The organism is Streptomyces griseochromogenes (genome assembly GCF_001542625.1).
Classification (GTDB): domain Bacteria; phylum Actinomycetota; class Actinomycetes; order Streptomycetales; family Streptomycetaceae; genus Streptomyces; species Streptomyces griseochromogenes.
In genome coordinates, this window is record NZ_CP016279.1 from 9,505,389 (window position 1) to 9,525,173 (window position 19,785).

The 19,785-nt window shown below is 70.9% G+C and carries 15 protein-coding genes; 9 read left to right on the forward strand and 6 right to left on the reverse strand.

Annotated elements, in window-relative coordinates:
- Positions 1-135 precede the first annotated feature (135 nt).
- Positions 136-2,499, forward strand: coding sequence for a heavy metal translocating P-type ATPase (locus AVL59_RS41340; protein WP_067314732.1), 2,364 nt, complete (start codon positions 136-138; stop codon positions 2,497-2,499).
- A gap of 634 nt (positions 2,500-3,133) precedes the next feature.
- Here AVL59_RS41340 and AVL59_RS41345 read toward each other — a convergent pair.
- From AVL59_RS41345 to AVL59_RS41355, 3 genes are all read right to left on the reverse strand, one after another.
- Complete coding sequence (locus AVL59_RS41345; protein WP_067314733.1) at positions 3,134-4,423, reverse strand: citrate synthase; 1,290 nt, start codon at positions 4,421-4,423, stop codon at positions 3,134-3,136.
- Between the two features lie 240 nt (positions 4,424-4,663).
- Positions 4,664-6,922 carry an SF1B family DNA helicase RecD2 gene (gene recD2, locus AVL59_RS41350; protein ID WP_067314735.1) on the reverse strand — a complete coding sequence of 753 codons (2,259 nt, stop codon included), beginning with the start codon at positions 6,920-6,922 and terminating at the stop codon, positions 4,664-4,666.
- 82 nt (positions 6,923-7,004) lie between these two features.
- A complete protein-coding gene (locus tag AVL59_RS41355; protein WP_159400208.1) occupies positions 7,005-7,328 on the reverse strand; it encodes a hypothetical protein in 324 nt (107 codons plus the stop codon).
- A gap of 194 nt (positions 7,329-7,522) precedes the next feature.
- Between AVL59_RS41355 and AVL59_RS41360 the strand changes: the two genes are divergently transcribed.
- The 6 genes from AVL59_RS41360 to AVL59_RS41385 all read left to right on the forward strand — a co-directional run bounded on the left by AVL59_RS41360 (position 7,523) and on the right by AVL59_RS41385 (position 13,985).
- A complete protein-coding gene (locus AVL59_RS41360) occupies positions 7,523-8,560 on the forward strand; it encodes a LacI family DNA-binding transcriptional regulator (RefSeq protein WP_067314739.1) in 1,038 nt (345 codons plus the stop codon).
- Entirely contained in the window at positions 8,557-10,077 is a 1,521-nt protein-coding gene (locus AVL59_RS41365; RefSeq protein ID WP_067314740.1) for a sugar ABC transporter ATP-binding protein, read from the forward strand. The genes AVL59_RS41360 and AVL59_RS41365 overlap by 4 nt, the downstream gene beginning before the upstream one ends.
- The gene (locus AVL59_RS41370) at positions 10,067-12,016 is read left to right on the forward strand and encodes an ABC transporter permease/substrate-binding protein (RefSeq protein ID WP_067314742.1); all 1,950 of its coding nucleotides are present in this window, start codon (positions 10,067-10,069) and stop codon (positions 12,014-12,016) included. The genes AVL59_RS41365 and AVL59_RS41370 overlap by 11 nt, the downstream gene beginning before the upstream one ends.
- A 141-nt stretch (positions 12,017-12,157) precedes the next feature.
- Complete coding sequence (locus AVL59_RS41375) at positions 12,158-13,060, forward strand: ribokinase (RefSeq protein WP_067314744.1); 903 nt, start codon at positions 12,158-12,160, stop codon at positions 13,058-13,060.
- Positions 13,057-13,437 (forward strand): D-ribose pyranase, encoded by a 381-nt coding sequence (rbsD, locus tag AVL59_RS41380; RefSeq protein WP_067314746.1) that lies wholly within the window; start codon positions 13,057-13,059, stop codon positions 13,435-13,437. Before AVL59_RS41375 ends, rbsD begins: the two co-directional genes overlap by 4 nt.
- A 116-nt stretch (positions 13,438-13,553) precedes the next feature.
- A complete protein-coding gene (locus tag AVL59_RS41385) occupies positions 13,554-13,985 on the forward strand; it encodes a VOC family protein (RefSeq protein WP_067314747.1) in 432 nt (143 codons plus the stop codon).
- 258 nt (positions 13,986-14,243) lie between these two features.
- Here the strand turns inward: AVL59_RS41385 and AVL59_RS41390 are convergent, their stop codons facing one another.
- The 3 genes from AVL59_RS41390 to AVL59_RS41400 are packed head-to-tail and all read right to left on the reverse strand — an operon-like array spanning position 14,244 to position 17,370.
- Entirely contained in the window at positions 14,244-15,074 is an 831-nt protein-coding gene (locus AVL59_RS41390) for a sugar phosphate isomerase/epimerase family protein (protein WP_067314749.1), read from the reverse strand.
- Positions 15,071-16,222, reverse strand: a complete 1,152-nt coding sequence (locus AVL59_RS41395) for a dihydrodipicolinate synthase family protein (protein ID WP_067314751.1) — start codon at positions 16,220-16,222, stop codon at positions 15,071-15,073. Before AVL59_RS41395 ends, AVL59_RS41390 begins: the two co-directional genes overlap by 4 nt.
- The gene (locus AVL59_RS41400) at positions 16,219-17,370 is read right to left on the reverse strand and encodes a Gfo/Idh/MocA family protein (RefSeq protein ID WP_067314753.1); all 1,152 of its coding nucleotides are present in this window, start codon (positions 17,368-17,370) and stop codon (positions 16,219-16,221) included. The genes AVL59_RS41395 and AVL59_RS41400 overlap by 4 nt, the downstream gene beginning before the upstream one ends.
- A 304-nt stretch (positions 17,371-17,674) precedes the next feature.
- On the opposite strand from AVL59_RS41400, the gene AVL59_RS41405 reads away from it, so the two are divergent.
- Together AVL59_RS41405 and AVL59_RS41410 are read left to right on the forward strand one after the other, a co-directional pair.
- Positions 17,675-18,721 carry a LacI family DNA-binding transcriptional regulator gene (locus AVL59_RS41405; RefSeq protein WP_067314754.1) on the forward strand — a complete coding sequence of 349 codons (1,047 nt, stop codon included), beginning with the start codon at positions 17,675-17,677 and terminating at the stop codon, positions 18,719-18,721.
- 118 nt (positions 18,722-18,839) lie between these two features.
- Entirely contained in the window at positions 18,840-19,784 is a 945-nt protein-coding gene (locus AVL59_RS41410; protein ID WP_067314756.1) for a bifunctional helix-turn-helix transcriptional regulator/GNAT family N-acetyltransferase, read from the forward strand.
- The last annotated feature ends 1 nt before the right edge of the window (position 19,785 follow it).

The following is a 19,785-nucleotide window of genomic DNA, read 5'->3' on the forward strand; positions in this document are numbered from 1 at the left end:
GAGCAGGCTCGACGGCAGGACCCGAGTGACCGGGCCCGCCCTCGCACGCGGGAACCGAAACCTTTCCCCGACCGGGCCGCACCGACCAGCTGATACTGGATCCGTGCCGCCCGGTCCGATGTCTGGAGTCCGGACATGACCAGCACCACCGCAGAGACCGAGGCAGCGAGCGCGATAGGCGGCACGTCCGAGGTCGAGCTGCTCATCGGCGGGATGACCTGCGCCTCCTGCGCAGCACGGGTGGAGAAGAAGCTCAACCGCATGGACGGCGTGAGCGCCACCGTGAACTTCGCGACGGAGAAGGCGAAGGTCAGCTACGCGGAAGGCGTCCAGGTCGCCGACCTGATCACGACCGTGGTGAAGACCGGCTACACCGCCGAGGAACCCCCGCCGCCGGAGCCCGAGCCGGACACCGCGGCCGAGGAGAGCGCACGACAGGACCCCGAGCTCGCCGCGCTCCGGGACCGGCTGCTCGTCTCCGCGCTGCTCGCCGCCCCCGTCGTCCTGCTCGCCATGGTGCCCTCACTGCAGTTCGACAGCTGGCAGTGGCTCTCGCTCACCCTCGCCGCGCCGGTCGTCGTCTGGGGCGGCCTGCCCTTCCACCGGGCCGCCTGGACCAACCTCCGGCACGGTGCGGCCACCATGGACACGCTGGTCTCGGTCGGCACGCTGGCCGCGTTCGGCTGGTCGCTGTGGGCGCTGTTCTTCGGCGACGCGGGCATGCCGGGCATGCACGACGAGTTCCGGTTCACCGTCTCGCGGATGGACGGCGCCTCCACGATCTATCTCGAAGTCGCCGCCGGAGTCGTCGCGCTGATCCTGCTCGGCCGCTATCTGGAGGCCCGCTCCAAGCGGCGCGCGGGGGCCGCCCTGAAGGCCCTGATGGAGCTGGGCGCCAAGGATGTGGCGGTCCTGCGATACGACGAAGGCGAGCCCGAAGGACTCTCGGCCGAGGGCGGTGGCGGGCGACGGACGGGCGGACGCGAGGTCCGCGTCCCGGTGGCCTCCCTCGCCGTCGGGGACCGGTTCGTCGTACGGCCCGGCGAGAAGATCGCCACCGACGGCACCGTCGTCGAGGGCGTCTCGGCGGTCGACGCGGCCATGCTGACCGGCGAGTCGGTGCCGGTGGACGTCGGCCCCGGCGACCAGGTCACCGGCGCCACGGTCAACGCGGGCGGCCGGCTGGTGGTGGAGGCGAGCCGGGTCGGCGCGGACACCCAGCTCGCCCGGATGGCGAAGCTGGTGGAGGACGCGCAGAACGGCAAGGCCGAGGTGCAGCGCCTCGCGGACCGGATCTCCGCCGTCTTCGTCCCCGTGGTCATCCTCGTCGCGGTCGCCACCTTCGGCGCCTGGCTGGCCGCCACGGGGAACACCGTCGCCGCGTTCACGGCCGCGGTCGCCGTCCTGATCATCGCCTGCCCCTGCGCGTTGGGCCTCGCCACGCCGACCGCGCTGATGGTCGGCACCGGCCGGGGCGCCCAGCTCGGCATCCTCATCAAGGGTCCCGAGGTGCTGGAGTCCACGCGGCGCGTCGACACCGTCGTCCTGGACAAGACCGGCACGGTCACCAGCGGCCGGATGACCCTGCAAGAGGTGTACGCCGCCGACGGCGAGGACGAGACGGAGGTGCTGCGGCTCGCCGGGGCCCTGGAGCACGCCTCCGAGCACCCCGTCGCCCGGGCGATCGCCGCGGGCGCCGAGAAGCGCCTGAAGGGGGCGAGCGCGCAGAGCTCTCCGGCAAGGGCGGTGGCGGGCGACGGGTGGGACCTGCCGGGGGCCGAGCATTTCGAGAACGTCCCCGGGCGGGGCGTACGCGGACGCGTGGAAGGCCGTGAGGTGGCCGTGGGGCGGCTGTACGACACGCTCCCGGAGGAGTTGGCCCACGCCCGGCGCCAGGCCGAGCAGGAGGGCCGTACGGCCGTCGTGGTCGGCTGGGACGGGCGGGCCCGTGGTGTCCTCGCCGTCGCCGACGCGGTCAAGGAGACCAGCGCCGAGGCCGTGCGTGAGCTGCGCGCCCTCGGGCTCGCACCGGTGCTGCTCACCGGGGACAACCGGACGGTCGCCGAGGCGGTCGCGCGGACCGTCGGCATCGACGAGGTGATCGCCGAGGTGCTGCCCGAGGACAAGGTGGAGGTCGTACGGCGGCTGCAGGGCGAGGGACGGACCGTGGCCATGGTCGGCGACGGCGTCAACGACGCGGCCGCGCTGGCCACCGCCGATCTGGGGCTCGCCATGGGGACCGGCACGGACGCGGCGATCGAGGCCGGGGATCTGACGCTGGTGCGCGGGGACCTCCGGGTGGCCGCGGACGCCATCAGGCTCTCCCGGCGCACGCTCGCCACCATCAAGGGCAACCTGGTGTGGGCCTTCGGCTACAACGTGGCCGCGCTGCCGCTGGCCGCCGCGGGCCTGCTGAACCCGATGATCGCGGGCGCCACGATGGCCTTCTCCTCGGTCTTCGTGGTGAGCAACAGTCTGCGGCTGCGCCGCTTCCGCTGAAGTCCCCCGAGGTTACCGGGGGTTAGCCGCAGCTGAAGTAAGAGTCCCTCTAGAGTCGGACGCGAGCCTCACATAAGCTCTTCACAAGGCTCGCGCATCTTCCTTACGCTTGGGCCCCGATCGCAGTATCGGGGCTCTTGCGTACCTAAAGGACATATGCAAGAGACGCAGATCACAGTGATGCGAACGTAACCATCGAAGGGGTTCGAAGGTCTAAGTTGGCGATGTCAGACCAGCGTCTTGGGGGGCGCTGACTGGCATCTGGGGATGTCTTGGGGGACTTCCTCAGAGATGCGTTGCCGGGGCACGTACACCGGGGAGCTTTGAGCGGCCCTCCCAGCGTGCGTTGTCCCGGCAGACCGCACCGCATCACTGGAGCGCGACGGGTTTTGCTCGTTGTGCTCAGACAGCGAGTCAGGCGCTGTCCTCCGAGCGCCCGGCCGGATCCCGTGGGGGGAATCCGCACCGGGACATGGGAAGGCGCCCTGGTCGTCGGCCCGTGGGGGGACCGGCGCTCCAGGGCGCCTTCTACTTCCGTTTTTCACCACCGGGTCGGGGCCCACCGGGCAGGCAGGCCCTCACACACGGTGCCGCGACGGGACGCCAGGGAAACGGCGCCCCTCACCAGCGGGTCTCAGCGCTCCTCGACCGGAACGAAGTCGCGCTCCACCACACCGGTGTAGATCTGGCGCGGGCGGCCGATGCGGGAACCCGGCTCCTTGATCATCTCGGTCCACTGGGCGATCCAGCCCGGCAGCCGGCCGAGGGCGAACAGGACCGTGAACATCTCGGTCGGGAAGCCCATGGCGCGGTAGATCAGGCCGGTGTAGAAGTCCACGTTCGGGTAGAGGCTGCGCGAGACGAAGTAATCGTCGGACAGCGCGTGCTCCTCCAGCTTCAGGGCGATGTCCAGCAGCTCGTCGGACTTGCCGAGGGCGGAGAGCACATCGTGCGCGGCGGCCTTGATGATCTTGGCGCGCGGGTCGAAGTTCTTGTAGACCCGGTGGCCGAAGCCCATCAGGCGGACGCCGTCCTCCTTGTTCTTCACCTTGCGGATGAAGGCGTCGACGTCGCCACCGCTCTCCTGGATGCCCTCCAGCATCTCCAGGACGGACTGGTTGGCACCGCCGTGCAGCGGGCCCCACAGGGCGGAGATGCCGGCCGAGATCGACGCGAACATGTTGGCCTGCGACGAGCCGACCAGGCGGACCGTCGAGGTCGAACAGTTCTGCTCGTGGTCCGCGTGCAGGATCAGCAGCTTGTCGAGCGCGGAGACGACGACCGGGTCGAGGTCGTACTCCTGGGCCGGGACCGAGAAGGTCATGCGCAGGAAGTTCTCGACATAGCCGAGGTCGTTGCGCGGGTAGACGAACGGGTGGCCGATCGACTTCTTGTACGCGTACGCCGCGATCGTCGGGAGCTTGGCGAGCAGCCGAATGGTGGAGAGGTTGCGCTGCTTCTCGTCGAACGGGTTGTGGCTGTCCTGGTAGAAGGTGGACAGCGCCGAGACGACCGAGGACAGCATGGCCATCGGGTGGGCGTCGCGCGGGAAGCCCTTGTAGAAGTTCTTGACGTCCTCGTGCAGCAGGGTGTGCCGCGTGATGTCGTTCTTGAACGTGCTCAGCTCGTCGACGGTCGGGAGCTCACCGTTGATGAGCAGGTACGCCACCTCGAGGAAGGTGGAGCGCTCGGCGAGCTGCTCGATGGGGTAGCCGCGGTAGCGAAGGATGCCGCCTTCGCCGTCCAGATAGGTGATGGCGGATTTGTAGGCGGCCGTGTTGCCGTAACCGCTGTCCAGAGTCACCAGACCGGTCTGGGCGCGGAGCTTCCCGATGTCGAAGCCCTTGTCACCGACGGTGCTGTCGACCACCGGGTAGGTGTACTCGCCGTCGCCGTACCGCAGTACTACAGAGTTGTCGCTCACGTCTTCCCTCACCGACGTAGTGCCTCATCTTCGAGGTGCCCTGACTGTCTCTACCATCCCCCATTTGGCTCAGGAGAGTGCACTCGGGGTCGACCATTGGGCCTATTGGCGGCACTCAGTGCCGCCAACCTGCTCATCCTGCCCCCTTTGACCGGCATCTGGAAGTGCTCTGTGACCTTCACGACTCATTTGATCGATCATTTTTTGTGATGCGGGTCGGCGCCCCCGGTCAGGGCGCGGTCAACAGCCGCCGAGTCTGAAGTCCAGTGCCGTGCAACGACGTCCCGCGGACACCGTGCGCACCGCCTGTCCGATCGCCTTGCGTGAACCGACGAGGACGACCAGCTTCTTGGCCCGTGTCACCGCGGTGTACAGCAGGTTCCGCTGCAGCATCATCCAGGCTCCGGTGGTGACGGGGATCACCACGGCGGGATATTCACTTCCCTGCGAACGGTGGATGGTGACCGCGTACGCGTGCGCCAGTTCGTCCAGTTCGTCGAATTCGTACGGAACCTCCTCGTCCTCGTCCGTCAGCACCGTCAGACGCTGGTCGACCGGATCGAGCGAGGTGACAACGCCCACGGTGCCGTTGAAGACACCATTCTCCCCCTTCTCGTAATTGTTGCGGACCTGGGTGACCTTGTCGCCGACGCGGAAGACCCGGCCGCCGAACCGCTTCTCCGCGAGGTCGGGCCGGCCCGGCGTGATGGCCTGCTGGAGCAGGCCGTTGAGCGTGCCGGCGCCGGCCGGGCCGCGGTGCATGGGCGCGAGGACCTGCACGTCACGGCGCGGATCGAGGCCGAACTTCGCCGGAATGCGCCGGGCGGCCACGTCCACGGTGAGCCGGCCGGCCTCCTCGGTGTCGTCCTCGACGAAGAGGAAGAAGTCCTTCATGCCGTCCGTGAGCGGATGCTGCCCGGCGTTGATCCGGTGCGCGTTGGTCACCACGCCGGACTGCTGGGCCTGCCGGAAGACCCGGGTGAGCCGCACCGCCGGGATCGGGCCCCCGTCGGCCAGCAGGTCGCGCAGTACCTCCCCCGCGCCGACGCTGGGCAGTTGGTCGACGTCGCCCACGAAGAGCAGATGGGCCCCCGGCGGCACCGCCTTCACCAGCTTGTTGGCGAGCAACAGGTCCAGCATGGAGGCCTCGTCCACGACCACCAGGTCGGCATCGAGCGGGCGGTCGCGGTCATAGGCCGCGTCCCCGCCGGGCTTCAGCTCCAGCAGCCGGTGGACCGTGGAGGCCTCGGCGCCGGTCAGCTCGGCGAGCCGCTTGGCGGCGCGGCCGGTGGGAGCGGCGAGCAGCACCTTGGCGCGTCTGGCGCGGGCCAGTTCCACGATCGAGCGGACCGTGAAGGACTTGCCGCAGCCGGGGCCGCCGGTGAGCACGGCGACCTTCTCGGTCAGCGCGAGCTTCACGGCGGCCTCCTGCTCGGGCGCGAGGTCGGCGCCGGTACGGGACCTCAGCCAGCCGAGCGCCTTGTCCCACCGCACGTCCCGGAAGGCCGGCATCCGGTCCCCGTCGGCGCGCAGCAGGCGCACCAGCTGGGCGGACAGGGACAGTTCGGCGCGGTGGAAGGGCACCAGGTAGACGGCGGTCACGGGCTCCGCGTCGCCGTCGGGTCCGGGCACCTTCTCCCGGACGACCCCCGGGTCCGCGCCGTCCTCAGGGGGCTCGGCCAGCTCCGCGAGGCACTCGATGACCAGACCGGTGTCGACCTGGAGCAGCTTGACGGCGTCCGCGATCAGCCGCTCCTCCGGCAGGAAGCAGTGGCCCTGGTCGGCGGACTGGGACAGCGCGTACTGCAGGCCCGCCTTCACGCGCGCGGGGCTGTCGTGCGGGATGCCGACGGACTGGGCGATCTTGTCGGCGGTGAGGAAGCCGATGCCCCAGACGTCGGCGGCCAGCCGGTACGGCTCGGTCTTGACGACGGAGATGGACGCGTCGCCGTACTTCTTGTAGATCCGCACCGCGATGGACGTCGAGACCTCGACGGTCTGGAGGAAGAGCATGACCTCCTTGATCGCCTTCTGCTCCTCCCAGGCGTCGGCGATCTTCTTGGTGCGCTTGGGGCCGAGGCCCGGCACCTCGATGAGCCGCTTGGGCTCCTCCTCGATGACCGTGAGGGTGTCCAGGCCGAAGTGCTGGGTGATGCGGTCGGCGAAGACCGGGCCGATGCCCTTGACCAGACCGGAGCCGAGGTAGCGGCGGATGCCCTGGACGGTGGCCGGCAGGACGGTCGTGTAGTTCTCGACCGTGAACTGCTTTCCGTACTGGGGGTGGGACCCCCAGCGGCCCTCCATCCGCAGGGACTCCCCCACCTGGGCGCCGAGCAGCGCGCCGACCACCGTGAGGAGATCGCCCGCTCCTCTTCCGGTGTCGACGCGGGCGACCGTGTAGCCGTTCTCCTCGTTGGCGTACGTGATTCTCTCCAGCACGCCTTCCAGGACGGCGAGCCGCCGCTCCCCGCCCCCAGGGCTCCCCGCCTGATCGGACATGATCCGACCGTACCGCCCGGCACCGACAGACCTGCCCGCCGGTGCCGGGCGGTGCCGGCGGGTCGGGCACCGGGAGCCCGGGTCAGGACTCCGCGATCGTCACGCAGGTGCCGACCACATAGCCGGTGACACCGCTCCTCGTGACCTTCACCCACCGCTTGCTGACGATGCCGCACTTCTCGTACGAGGAGCTGCCGTAGTACATCGTGCAGGACGCCGACGCGCTCTCACCCTTGTTGAGCTGGGCGAGGGCCGTGCCGCCGGTGCTCGTCGTGGACCGGATGACCACGGTTTCGAGGGCCTTGGCCGTGCAGCTCGCCGCGGACGCCGGGCCGGCGACGACGAACGAGGTCCCGACCAGGGCGGCGGTCGCCATGGACGCGCCGAGTATCCGACCTGCGTGCATGTCTCTTTCTCCCCTGTGCGGTTGGCGCGGGCATGCCACCCGCGACGGACAGGGGCAGCCTAGATCGCCTCGCCCCGCGGTTCATCACGATCCGGTTTCAGCCACGCCGGAGTCTTGCCCCACCCTCGTGTAATCGATTCCAATCCTTCTTGCACAGCCGATGTAATCGATTCCACGAGGAGGTGGAAACGACGATGGCGAGCATCAAGGACGTCGCCGCCGAGGCGGGCGTCTCCGTCGCCACGGTCTCACGTGTCCTGAACGAGCACCCGTCGGTCAGCGCGGACGCGCGCACGCGCGTACTGGCCGCCGTCCAGACGCTGGGCTACCGCCCGAACGCCGTCGCCCGTTCCCTGCGCACCGACCAGACCCGGACCCTCGGCCTCGTCATCAGCGACGTACTGAACCCGTACTTCACCGAGCTGGCCCGCTCCGTCGAGGAGGAGGCCCGCTCGCTCGGCTACAGCGTCATCATCGGCAACGCCGACGAGCGGCCGGACCTTCAGGACCACCACGTACGGACCCTGCTGGACCGCCGCATCGACGGCCTCCTCGTCTCCCCGACCGACGGCGGCTCCCCGCTGATGCTGGACGCCGCGCGCGCGGGAACGCCGATGGTCTTCGTGGACCGGTGGATCCCGGGGGTGGAGGTGCCGGTCGTACGGGCCGACGGACGCGAGGCCGTACGGGATCTCGTCGCGCATCTGTACGGGCTGGGGCACCGGCGGCTCGCGATCATCGCGGGACCGGCGGCCACCACGACCGGCAGCGAGCGCGTGGAGGCCTTCCGGGAGGCCATGGCGGAGTACGGGCTCCCCCTTCCCGATGTCTACATAGGCCAGGGCGACTTCCAGGCCGAGAGCGGACGCCGGGTCACCGAGGGCTTCCTCGATCTGCCTCAGCCGCCCGAGGTCGTCTTCGCGGCCGACAACCTCATGGCACTCGGTGCCCTGGACGCCGTCCGCGCGCGCGGGCTGCGCGTCCCGGACGACATCGCGCTGGCCGCGTTCGACGACATCCCGTGGTTCGTGCACACCGATCCGCCGATCACGGCGATCGCCCAGCCCACCGGCGAGCTCGGCCGGGCCGCCGTACGGGCGCTGGTGGACCGCATAGAGGGACGGCCCCCCGCGTCCGTCACCTTCGCCGCCCGGCTCGTCGTACGCCGCTCGTGCGGCGAGTCCCCCGTTCCCCCGCAGTCCCCCTCCCCAGTGCGAAGGAGCACGTCGTGAGCGACCCGGACGAGTTGCTGCGCATCGAGGGCATACGCAAGACCTTTCCGGGCGTGGTGGCGCTGGACGGCGTCGACTTCGACCTGCGCCGGGGCGAGGTGCATGTGCTGCTCGGTGAGAACGGCGCGGGCAAGAGCACGCTCATCAAGATGCTCTCCGGCGCCTGCACGCCCGACACCGGGCGGATCCTGGCCGACGGCGAGGAGGTGCGCATCCACGGCGCGCAGGACTCCGGGCGCCTCGGGATCGCCACCATCTACCAGGAGTTCAACCTCGTTCCCGATCTGACGGTCGCCGAGAACATCTTCCTGGGCCGCCAGCCGCGCCGCTTCGGGATGATCGACCGACGGCGGATGGAGGCCGACGCCGAGGTCCTCCTCGCGCGCGTGGGCGTGAACGTGTCGCCACGCGCGCGTGTGCGCGAACTCGGCATCGCACGGCTGCAGATGGTCGAGATCGCCAAGGCGCTCAGCCTGGACGCGCGCGTGCTCATCATGGACGAGCCGACCGCCGTGCTCACCTCGGAGGAGGTCGACAAGCTCTTCGCGATCGTGCGCTCACTGCGCGAGGACGGCGTCGGGATCGTGTTCATCACGCACCACCTGGAGGAGATCGCCGCCCTGGGCGACCGGGTCACCGTCATCCGGGACGGCAGGAGCGTCGGGCAGGTCCCCGCGACCACGCCCGAGGACGAACTCGTACGCCTCATGGTGGGCCGCTCCATCGAGCAGCAGTATCCGCGCGAACGGTCCGGGACGGGCGCCGCGTTGCTCTGTGTCGAGGGGCTCACCCGTGACGGCGTCTTCCACGACGTGAGCTTCGAGGTGCGGGCCGGCGAGGTCGTCGGCATCGCCGGGCTCGTCGGGGCGGGCCGTACCGAGGTCGTCCGGGCCGTGTTCGGAGCGGACCCGTACGACGAGGGAGCCGTCAAGGTCCTCGGCACCGAGCTGAAGCGGCACGACGTGAGCGCGGCCCTGGCGGCCGGGCTCGGACTCGTGCCCGAGGACCGCAAGGGCCAGGGCCTGGTGCTGGACGCCTCCGTCGAGGAGAACCTCGGTCTGGTGACCCTGCGCTCGGCCACCCGGGCCGGTCTGGTGGACCGCGGGGCCCAGCACGCGGCGGCCGAACGGATGGCGGGGCGGCTGGGCGTGCGGATGGCCGGACTCGGCCAGCACGTACGGACCCTGTCCGGCGGCAACCAGCAGAAGGTCGTCATCGGCAAGTGGCTGCTCGCCGACACCAGGGTGCTGATCCTCGACGAGCCGACGCGCGGCATCGACGTCGGCGCCAAGGTCGAGATCTACCGGCTGATCAACGACCTGACGGCCGCCGGTGCCGCGGTCCTGATGATCTCCAGTGACCTGCCCGAGGTGCTCGGCATGAGCGACCGCGTGCTGGTGATGGCCCAGGGCCGGATCGCGGGCGAACTCGCGGCCGGCGAGGCCACCCAGGACGCGGTGATGTCCCTCGCCGTCAGCAACCCCACCACGGAAACGGAGGCCGTTCGTGGCCACTGACACGCTCAAGAGCACGGCGGGCGCGAGTGGCGCCCCGGGCGGCCTGCGCCGCCTCCTGCTGGACAACGGCGCGCTGACCGCGCTGATCGTCCTGGTCATCGCCCTGTCGGCGCTGTCCGGCGACTTCCTGACGACGGACAACCTGCTCAACGTCGGTGTCCAGGCCGCCGTGACGGCGATCCTGGCCTTCGGTGTGACCTTCGTGATCGTCTCCGCGGGCATCGACCTGTCGGTCGGCTCGGTGGCCGCGCTGTCCGCGACGGTGCTGGCCTGGAGCGCCACACAGCACGGCGTACCGGTCGCGCTCGCCCTCCTCCTCGCCGTCGCCACCGGCGTCGTCACGGGCCTGGTCAACGGCTTTCTGATCGCCTACGGCAAACTGCCGCCGTTCATCGCCACGCTCGCCATGCTGTCGGTGGCGCGCGGCCTGTCCCTGGTGATCTCCGGCGGCATCCCCGTCCCCTTCCCCGACTCGGTCTCCCACCTCGGGGACACCCTCGGCGACTGGCTGCCGGTGCCGGTGCTGGTCATGGTCGTCATGGGGCTGATCGCGGCCTTCGTGCTCGGCCGGACCTACATCGGCCGCTCCATGTACGCGATCGGCGGCAACGAGGAGGCCGCGCGTCTGTCGGGCCTGCGCGTCAAGAAGCAGAAGCTCGCGATCTACGCCCTGTCCGGTCTGTTCGCGGCCGCCGCGGGCATCGTGCTGGCCGCCCGGCTCTCCTCCGCGCAGCCGCAGGCCGCCGACGGCTACGAGCTGGACGCGATCGCCGCGGTCGTCATCGGCGGCGCCTCGCTGGCGGGCGGCACCGGCAAGGCGTCCGGCACACTCATCGGCGCGCTGATCCTCGCGGTCCTGCGCAACGGCCTCAACCTCCTCGACGTCTCCGCCTTCTGGCAGCAGGTCGTCATCGGTGTCGTCATCGCGCTGGCGGTGCTGCTGGACACCGCGCGCCGCAAGGCCGGGGCGAGCGCGGTGACCGGTGGCCCGGGTGGCGGCAGGGGCAGGCAGGCGACGACGTACGCGCTCGCGGCCGTGGTCACCGTGGCGATCGTCGGCGCGACCTCCTTCCTGCACAGCGGCTCCTCGCCCTCGGCGAACCCGCGGATGGGACTGTCGCTGTCCACGCTCAACAACCCCTTCTTCGTACAGATCCGGGCCGGCGCCCAGGCCGAGGCGAAGAGGCTGGGCGTGGACCTGACCGTCACCGACGCCCAGAACGACGCCTCCCAGCAGGCCAACCAGCTGCAGAACTTCACCAGTTCCAACCTCGGCGCGATCATCGTCAACCCGGTGGACTCGGACGCGGCGAGCAACTCGGTGAAGGCGGCGGACAAGGCACGGATCCCGGTCGTCGCGGTCGACCGGGGCGTCAACAAGGCCGACGTGGACACCCTGGTGGCGTCCGACAACGTGGCCGGCGGCGAGCTGGCCGCGAAGACGATCGCCGAGAGGCTGGGCGGCCACGGCAAGATCGTGATCCTGCAGGGCCAGGCGGGCACGTCCGCCGCCCGGGAGCGCGCGGCGGGCTTCGCCCAGGGTCTGAAGGCCTACCCGGGCATCCAGGTACTGGCCCGGCAGCCCGCCGACTTCGACCGCACCAAGGGCCTCGACGTGATGTCGAACCTGCTCCAGGCCCACCCGGACGTGCAGGGCGTCATCGCCGCCAACGACGAGATGGCCCTCGGCGCGATCAAGGCACTGGGATCCAAGGCCGGAAAGTCGGTCCAGGTCGTCGGCTTCGACGGCACCCCCGACGGCCTGACGGCGGTCGAGAACGGGACGCTGTACGCGTCGGTGGCGCAGCAGCCGACCCAGTTGGGAAGGATCGCGGTGGACAACGCGCTGAAGGCGGTCCGGGGCAAGAAGGCGGAACCGACGGTGAAGGTGCCGGTGAAGGTCGTCACGAAGGACAACGTGGCCGGTTTCAGCGGCTGACGAAGGCGCGGCGAACAGGCGGGCGGTCGGGCACGATGGGTGTCGGCCGCCCGCCTCGGGCCGTCACGCACCGGATCGTCGCTCGAGCCCTGATCGGGCCATCCATCGGGTCATCTCTTGGGTCTTGGGGGAGTCATTTCCATGTACGGCTACGACCTCCTGGTCGTGGGTTCGGCCAATGCCGACCTGGTGATCGACGTCGAGCGGCGACCGGCCGCCGGCGAGACGGTGCTCGGCGGCGACCTGGCCGTCCACCCGGGCGGCAAGGGCGCGAACCAGGCGGTCGCGGCCGCCCGGCTCGGAGCGCGTACGGCGCTGCTGGCCCGGGTCGGTGACGATGCCCACGGCCGCCTGCTCCTCGACTCGCTGCGCGCGGCCGGGGCGGACACGGTGGGCGTGCTGGTGGGCGGGGCGCCGACGGGCGTCGCGCTCATCACCGTCGACCCCGGCGGGGACAACAGCATCGTGGTGTCGCCCGGCGCCAACGCCCGCCTCATGCCCGCGGACATCGGCGCCGCCGTCAGCCTCTTCCTCGCCTCGCGGGTGGTGTCGGCGCAGCTGGAGATCCCGTTGGAGACGGTCGTGGAGGTCGTGCGGAACCTCGCGGAGGACAGCCGGTTCGTGCTGAACCCGTCTCCGCCGCGGCCGCTGCCCACCGAGGTGCTGGCGGCCTGCGACCCGCTGATCGTGAACGAGCACGAGGCCCGGGTGATCCTCGGCGACGCCTGTGTGAGCGAGGAGCCCGCGGACTGGGCGCGGCTGCTGCTGGCCAAGGGCCCGCGCTCGGTGGTGGTGACACTGGGCGCGCAGGGGGCGCTGGTGTGCGACGCCTCCGGCGTGACGCGGGTGCCGTCGGTGAAGGCCGAGGCGGTGGACACCACGGGCGCGGGCGACGCGTTCACGGCGGCGCTGGCCTGGAAGCTGGGCGGGGGTTCTTCCCTGGCCGAGGCGGCGGCCTACGCGGCCCGGGTCGGCGCGGCGGCGGTGACCAAGCGGGGCGCGCAGGAGTCGTACCCGACGGCGGCGGAGGTCGAAGCCCGGTGAAGAAGGCGGGCATCCTCAACCGTCATCTCTCCGGCGCGCTCGCGGAGTTGGGGCACGGCGACGGGGTGCTGGTGTGCGACGCGGGCATGCCGATACCGGACGGGCCGCGGCTGGTGGACCTAGCGTTCCGTGCCGGCGTCCCGTCCTTCGCGGAGGTCGTGGACGGGCTGCTGGCCGAGCTGGTGGTGGAGGGGGCGACGGCGGCGGAGGAACTGCTCGGCCCCCACCGCACCCTGCTGGAGGGCCGCTTCCCGGAACTGGCCCTGGTCCCGCACGAGCGGCTGAAGGAGCTGTCGGCGGGGGCGCGGCTGGTGGTGCGGACAGGGGAGGCCCGGCCGTACGCGAATGTGCTGTTGCGGTGCGGGGTGTTCTTCTGAGGGGTGTCCCGTGACTGAATCCTCCTCTCGGGCCGTGTCGCAAGGACCACCCCTGCCTTCAACATGCGGATGCCTACGGGGAGATGGGCAAAAGAGCCCCCTGTTATGGTGCGCCTGTGTCATCGATCAAGCAGTTCCAGGTCACCTTTGACTGCGCAGAACCTGAGCGCGTCGCTCGTTTCTGGTGCGAGGTGTTGGGGTACGTCGTATCGCCGCCGCCGGCGGGGTTCGCCACGTGGGACGATTTCGACCGCTCCCGGCCCCCTGAGGATCAGGGTTCATGGTTCGCCTGCAGTGATCCCTCGGGCGTGGGCCCGCGACTGTTCTTCCAGCGCGTTCCCGAAGGCAAGGTCGTCAAGAACCGGGTGCATCTTTGCGTGCGGGTCGGCACCGGGCTCGTGGGTGAGGAGCGCCTGGCCGCGCTCGAAGCCGAGTGTGCACGACTGATCCCGCTCGGCGCGGTGCGCGTGCGACTCCTGTACGACGGCGGCGACGATTCGTGCATCGTGATGCAGGACATCGAGGGCAACGAGTTCTGTCTCGACTGAGCTCGCCCGCCATGCCGAGCTGCACGCTCTCGATCTGGTCCGCGAGCCGGGAGACGTACCCCGCGCCATCGCCGAGCAGGTGACAGGGCTTGCCGTCCGCACCGATCACACTCATGAGCTTCGAGGACTCCGCACCGGTGGCCTGTGCCGAAGCCTTTCTCACCGGCCACTTGACGGCCCCGCCCTGCTTTTCTCGGCCGACGGCCGGCCGCCGTTCCTCACCGCCATCAAGCAGGGTCACATGCACAGCGCTGTTCGTCATAGGAAAGCGCTGTGGAAACGCTCCACCGTCTCCGCCAGTACCTCCCGGCCGTCCCGGGCCCACAGCTCCTCGTTGAAGAGTTCGACCTCGATCGGGCCCGTGTAGCCGGCCGCCTCCACGTAGTCCCGCCATTCGCGCATGTCGATCGCGCCGTCGCCGATCTGGCCGCGGCCGGTGAGGACACCCTCGGGCAACGGGGTGACCCAGTCGGCGAGTTGGAAGGCGTGGATCCGGCCGGCCGCTCCCGCCCGCGCGATCTGCGCCGGGGCCCGGTCGTCCCACCACAGGTGGTACGTGTCCACCGTCACCCCGACCTGGTGAGCCGGGAAGCGTTCGGCGAGGTCCAAGGCCTGGGCCAGGGTCGAGACGACGCAGCGGTCGGCGGCGTACATGGGGTGCAGGGGCTCGATCGCCAGGCGGACTCCGTGGGCCTCGGCGTAGGGCGCGAGTTCGGTCAGGGCGTCGGCGATACGCTCGCGGGCCGCCCGCAGATCCTTGGTGCCGGGCGGAAGGCCGCCCGAGACCAGAACCAGGGTGTCCGTGCCGAGCGTGGCCGCCTCCTCGATCGCGCGCCTGTTGTCCGCCAGCGCCGCCGCGTGGGCCTCCGGGTCGGTCGCCGTGAAGAAGCCGCCACGGCACAGGGTCGTCACCGCCAGGCCCGCCTCGCGGATCAGTTTCGCCGTCTCCGTCAGGCCGTACTCCTGGACCGGTTCCCGCCACAGACCCACCTGGCCCACACCCGACCGGCCGCATGCGTCCATCAGTTCCGGCAGCGACAGCTGCTTCACCGTCATCTGGTTGATGCTGAAGCGCGCGAGATCCGTCATCGGTTCACCCCGTACAGCGACAACAGGTTCTTCATCCGCTCCTCGGCGAGCTTCGGGTCCGGGAACAGCCCCAGGCCGTCGGCGAGTTCGTAGGCGCGGGCGAGGTGCGGGAGAGAGCGGGCCGACTGGAGGCCGCCGACCATCGTGAAGTGCCTCTGGTGGCCCGCGAGCCAGGCCAGGAAGACCACGCCCGTCTTGTAGAAGCGGGTCGGCGGCTGGAAGAGGTGGCGGGACAGCTCGACCGTCGGGTCCAGCAGGCCCCGGAAGCCGGCCGTGTCGCCCGCGTCCAGGACCCGTACCGCCTCCGCCGCCAGCGGGCCCAGCGGATCGAAGATGCCGAGCAGGGCGTGGCTGAAGCCCTCGCCGTCGCCCGCGATCAGTTCGGGGTAGTCGAAGTCGTCGCCGGTATAGCAGCGGACCCCTCGGGGCAGCCTGCGCCGCAGGTCGATCTCGCGCCGGGCGTCCAGCAGCGACACCTTGACGCCGTCGACCTTGTCGGGGTGGGCGGCGATGACCTCCAGGAACACCTCGGTCGCCGTGTCCAGGTCCGCCGCGCCCCAGTAGCCTTCCAGCGCCGGGTCGAACATCGGGCCCAGCCAGTGCAGGATGACCGGCTCGGCGGCCTGGCGCAGGAGATGGCCGTAGATCTCCAGGTAGTCCTCGGGCCCGGAAGCGACAGTGGCCAGCGCCCGGGACGCCATCAGGATCGCCTGGGCGCCCGACTCCTCGACCACCGCCAGCTGCTCCTCGTAGGCCGCGCGGATCTCCGCCGGAGATCCGCCCGTGAGCTGGTCGGTGCCGACCCCGCAGGCGATCCGGCCACCGACCGACCGTGCCTCGGCCGCGCTCCGGCGGATCAGCTCCGCCGCGCCCGCCCAGTCCAGGCCCATCCCGCGCTGCGCGGTGTCCATCGCCTCGGCGACGCCGAGCCCGTGGGACCACAGATGGCGGCGGAAGGCGAGCGTGGCGTCCCAGTCGACGGCGGCGGGCGAGTCGGGCGAGGCATCGGCGTACGGGTCGGCGACGACATGGGCCGCCGAGAAGACCGTACGGGAGGTGAAGGGGGTGCCAGAAGAAATGACCAGGGGATCGACGCGGGGCTCGTACGTTCGCAAGCGGCCGTCGGCGGCCGGGAGTCGGATGGTCACAGCGTGATCTCCGGTACGTCGAGACGGCGGCCCTCGGCCGAGGACTTCAGGCCCAGTTCGGCGAGTTGCACGCCGCGGGCACCGGCCAGCAGGTCCCAGTGGTACGGCGCGTCGGCGTAGACGTGCTTGAGGAACAACTCCCACTGGGCCTTGAAGCCGTTGTCGAACTCCTGGTTGTCCGGGACCTCCTGCCACTGGTCCCGGAAGGCCTCGATGGCCGGGACGTCGGGGTTCCATACGGGCTTCGGGGTGGCGCCGCGGTGCTGCGTACGGCACTTCCTGAGACCGGCCACCGCCGAGCCCTCGGTGCCGTCGACCTGGAACTCGACCAGTTCGTCGCGGTTGACGCGGACCGCCCAGGAGGAGTTGATCTGGGCGATCGCGCCGCCTTCGAGCTCGAAGACGCCGTAGGCCGCGTCGTCGGCGGTGGCGTCGTAGGGCTTGCCGTTCTCGTCCCAGCGCCGCGGGATGTGGGTGGTGGCCAGGGCCTGGACGGAGGTCACCCGGCCGAACAGCTCGTGGAGCACGTATTCCCAGTGCGGGAACATGTCGACGACGATGCCGCCGCCGTCCTCGGCGCGGTAGTTCCAGGAGGGGCGCTGGGCGGGCTGCCAGTCGCCCTCGAAGACCCAGTAGCCGAACTCGCCCCGGATGGACAGGATCCGGCCGAAGAAGCCGCCGTCGACGAGCCGCTTCAGCTTCAGCAGCCCCGGCAGGAAGATCTTGTCCTGGACGACGCCGTGCTTGACGCCCTTCGCGTGGGCCAGGCGGGCGAGGCCGAGGGCGCCCGCGAGGCCCGTGGCCGTGGGCTTCTCGGTGTAGATGTGCTTGCCGGCCGCTATCGCCTTCTTGACCGACTCCTCCCGGGCCGAGGTGGCCTGGGAGTCGAAGTAGAGGTCGACGTCCGGGTCGGCGAGGACGGCGTCCACGTCGGTGGAGACGTGCTCCAGGCCGTGCCGCTCGGCGATCTCCCTGAGGGCGCGCTCGCGGCGGCCGAGCAGGATCGGCTCCGGCCACAGCACGGTGCCGTCGCCGAGATCGAGGCCACCCTGCTCGCGCAGGGCGAGGATCGACCGGACGAGGTGCTGGCGATGACCCATGCGCCCGGTCACGCCGTTCATGGCGATCCGCACCGTCTTGCGTGTCACGTCAGTCCCCTTCGCGGGCGCCGTGCGCCCCGATCGGCATCAGCAGTGTCATCGTCCCCGGCAGCCGGTCCGGCATCAGCCGCCCCTACCGCAGCAAGCGCTTTCTATCCGATGAAAAGCTAGCCTCTGACCAGGGGTCGCGACAAGGTCCGGTCCACCTCGAGTTGTTCGAGGGGGCGAACAAACGGAGTGCTTGGCTTTAAGGTCTGCTCGACACCGCACGGAACCGCGACGGTGCCCGGCCTGTCTACGAGGACGTACGAGCACCAATGCGCGACCAGAAGCGCGACCGGAGGACGACGAGATGACGGTGACCCTGGCGGACGTGGCGGCCCGCGCACAGGTCTCCCCCGCGACGGTGTCGCGCGTGCTGAACGGCAACTACCCCGTGGCCGCCTCCACACGCGAGCGGGTGCTGCGGGCGGTGGACGAGCTGGACTACGTCCTCAACGGCCCGGCCAGCGCGCTGGCCGCGGCCACCTCCGACCTCGTCGGCATCCTCGTCAACGACATCGCCGACCCCTTCTTCGGGATCATGGCGAGCGCCATCCAGGGCGAGATCGGGGGCCCGGGCGGCCGGGCGGGCGGCGAGCGCCTCGCGGTCGTCTGCAACACCGGGGGCTCGCCGGAGCGCGAGCTGACGTATCTCACCCTGCTCCAGCGGCAGCGGGCCGCCGCCGTGGTGCTGACCGGCGGGGCCATGGAGAGTGCGCCGCACGCCGCGGCCGTGGCGGCGAAGCTGCGCAAGCTGGCGGACGCCGGCACCCGGGTGGTGCTGTGCGGGCGCCCGCCGGCGCCGGACACCGACGCCATCGCCCTGACCTTCGACAACCGCGGCGGCGCCCGCGCGCTGACGGACCACCTCATCGGCCTCGGCCACCGCCGCCTCGGCTACATCGCGGGCCCCGAGGAACGCACGACGACCCGGCACCGTCTGGAGGGCCACCGCGCCTCGCTCCAGGCGGCCGGCATCGACGAGGACCCCCGCTGGACGGTGCACGGCCGCTACGACCGCCGGTCCGGCTACGAGGCCACGCTGGAGCTGCTGCGCCGCGACGCGTCCCTCACCGCGATCGTGGCCGCGAACGACTCCGTCGCCCTCGGCGCCTGCGCCGCGCTGCGCGAGTCGGGCCTGCGCATCCCCGAGGACGTCTCGGTGGCGGGCTTCGACGACCTGCCCTTCAGCATCGACGCGGTGCCGTCCCTCACCACGGTGCGCCTGCCGCTGTCGGAGGCGGGCGCCCGGGCCGGACGCATCGCCATGGGCCGCGAGGAACCGCCGCCCGGCAGGATCGCCTCGGTGCGGGGCGAGCTGATGGTGCGGGGCTCGACCGGGGCACCGCGCGCCTGAGCGAGGCGGCACCGGTGGCCGACGCGCACCGGCGGGCACGGGCATGGACGCTGCCGGCCCGCCGGGCTAGCCTCGGAGGAACGGTATCTCTGACTGGGTCAAGTATCCGGGCGCGATCATGACCGTCCAGGACGTCCGCGCCTTCAACCGCTTCTACACCGGCGTCATCGGCGCCCTCGACTACGGCCGCCACCTGTACGCGCCGTACACCCTCACCGAGTCCCGTGTGCTCTACGAACTCGCTCACGACCGGCAGCTGGACGCGGCGGACCTGCGCGGCCGTCTGGCGCTGGACGCCGGCTACCTGAGCCGCATCCTGAACGGGTTCGAGGAGGCGGGGCTGATCGAGCGCGGCCCGTCCGCGGCGGATCCGCGGCGCAGGAGCGTCACGCTCACCGCGCGCGGACGCGAGACCGCCGGGCTGCTGGACGAGCGGGCGCGGGAGACGGTCGGGGCGCTGCTGGACGGCGTGGCCCCGGAGCAACGGCCGCGCCTCGCGGAGGCGATGCGGACCGTCCGGGACATCCTCGGGGACGAGCGGGCGCCGGGTCGAGGGGACGTCGTTCTGCGCGAGCCGCGCCCCGGCGACCTCGGCTGGATCGTGCAGCGCAACGCGGCGCTGTACGCCGCCGAGTACGGCTGGAACGCCGACTACGAGGGCCTGGTCGCGAGGATCGTCGCGGACTTCGCCGAGGACCACGATCCGCATCTGGAGCGGGTGTGGATCGCCGAGGGCGCGGGCGGACGGGTGGTGGGCTGTGTGATGTGCGTGCGGGACGAGGTTCCGGCCACCGCGCGGCTGCGCCTGCTGCTCGTGGAGCCCGACGCGCGCGGGCACGGCATCGGCGACCGGCTGGTGCGGGCCGTCATCGACTTCGCGCGCGGGGTGGGCTACCGCGACCTGGTGCTGTGGACCAACGACGTGCTCAGCAGCGCGCGTCATCTCTACCAGCGGCACGGCTTCGCGCTCGTCGCCGAGAAGCCGCACCGCTCCTTCGGCAAGGATCTGACAGGCCAGGACTGGCGATTGGATCTGCACGGATCGGGGGCGCGTGACGAGTAGG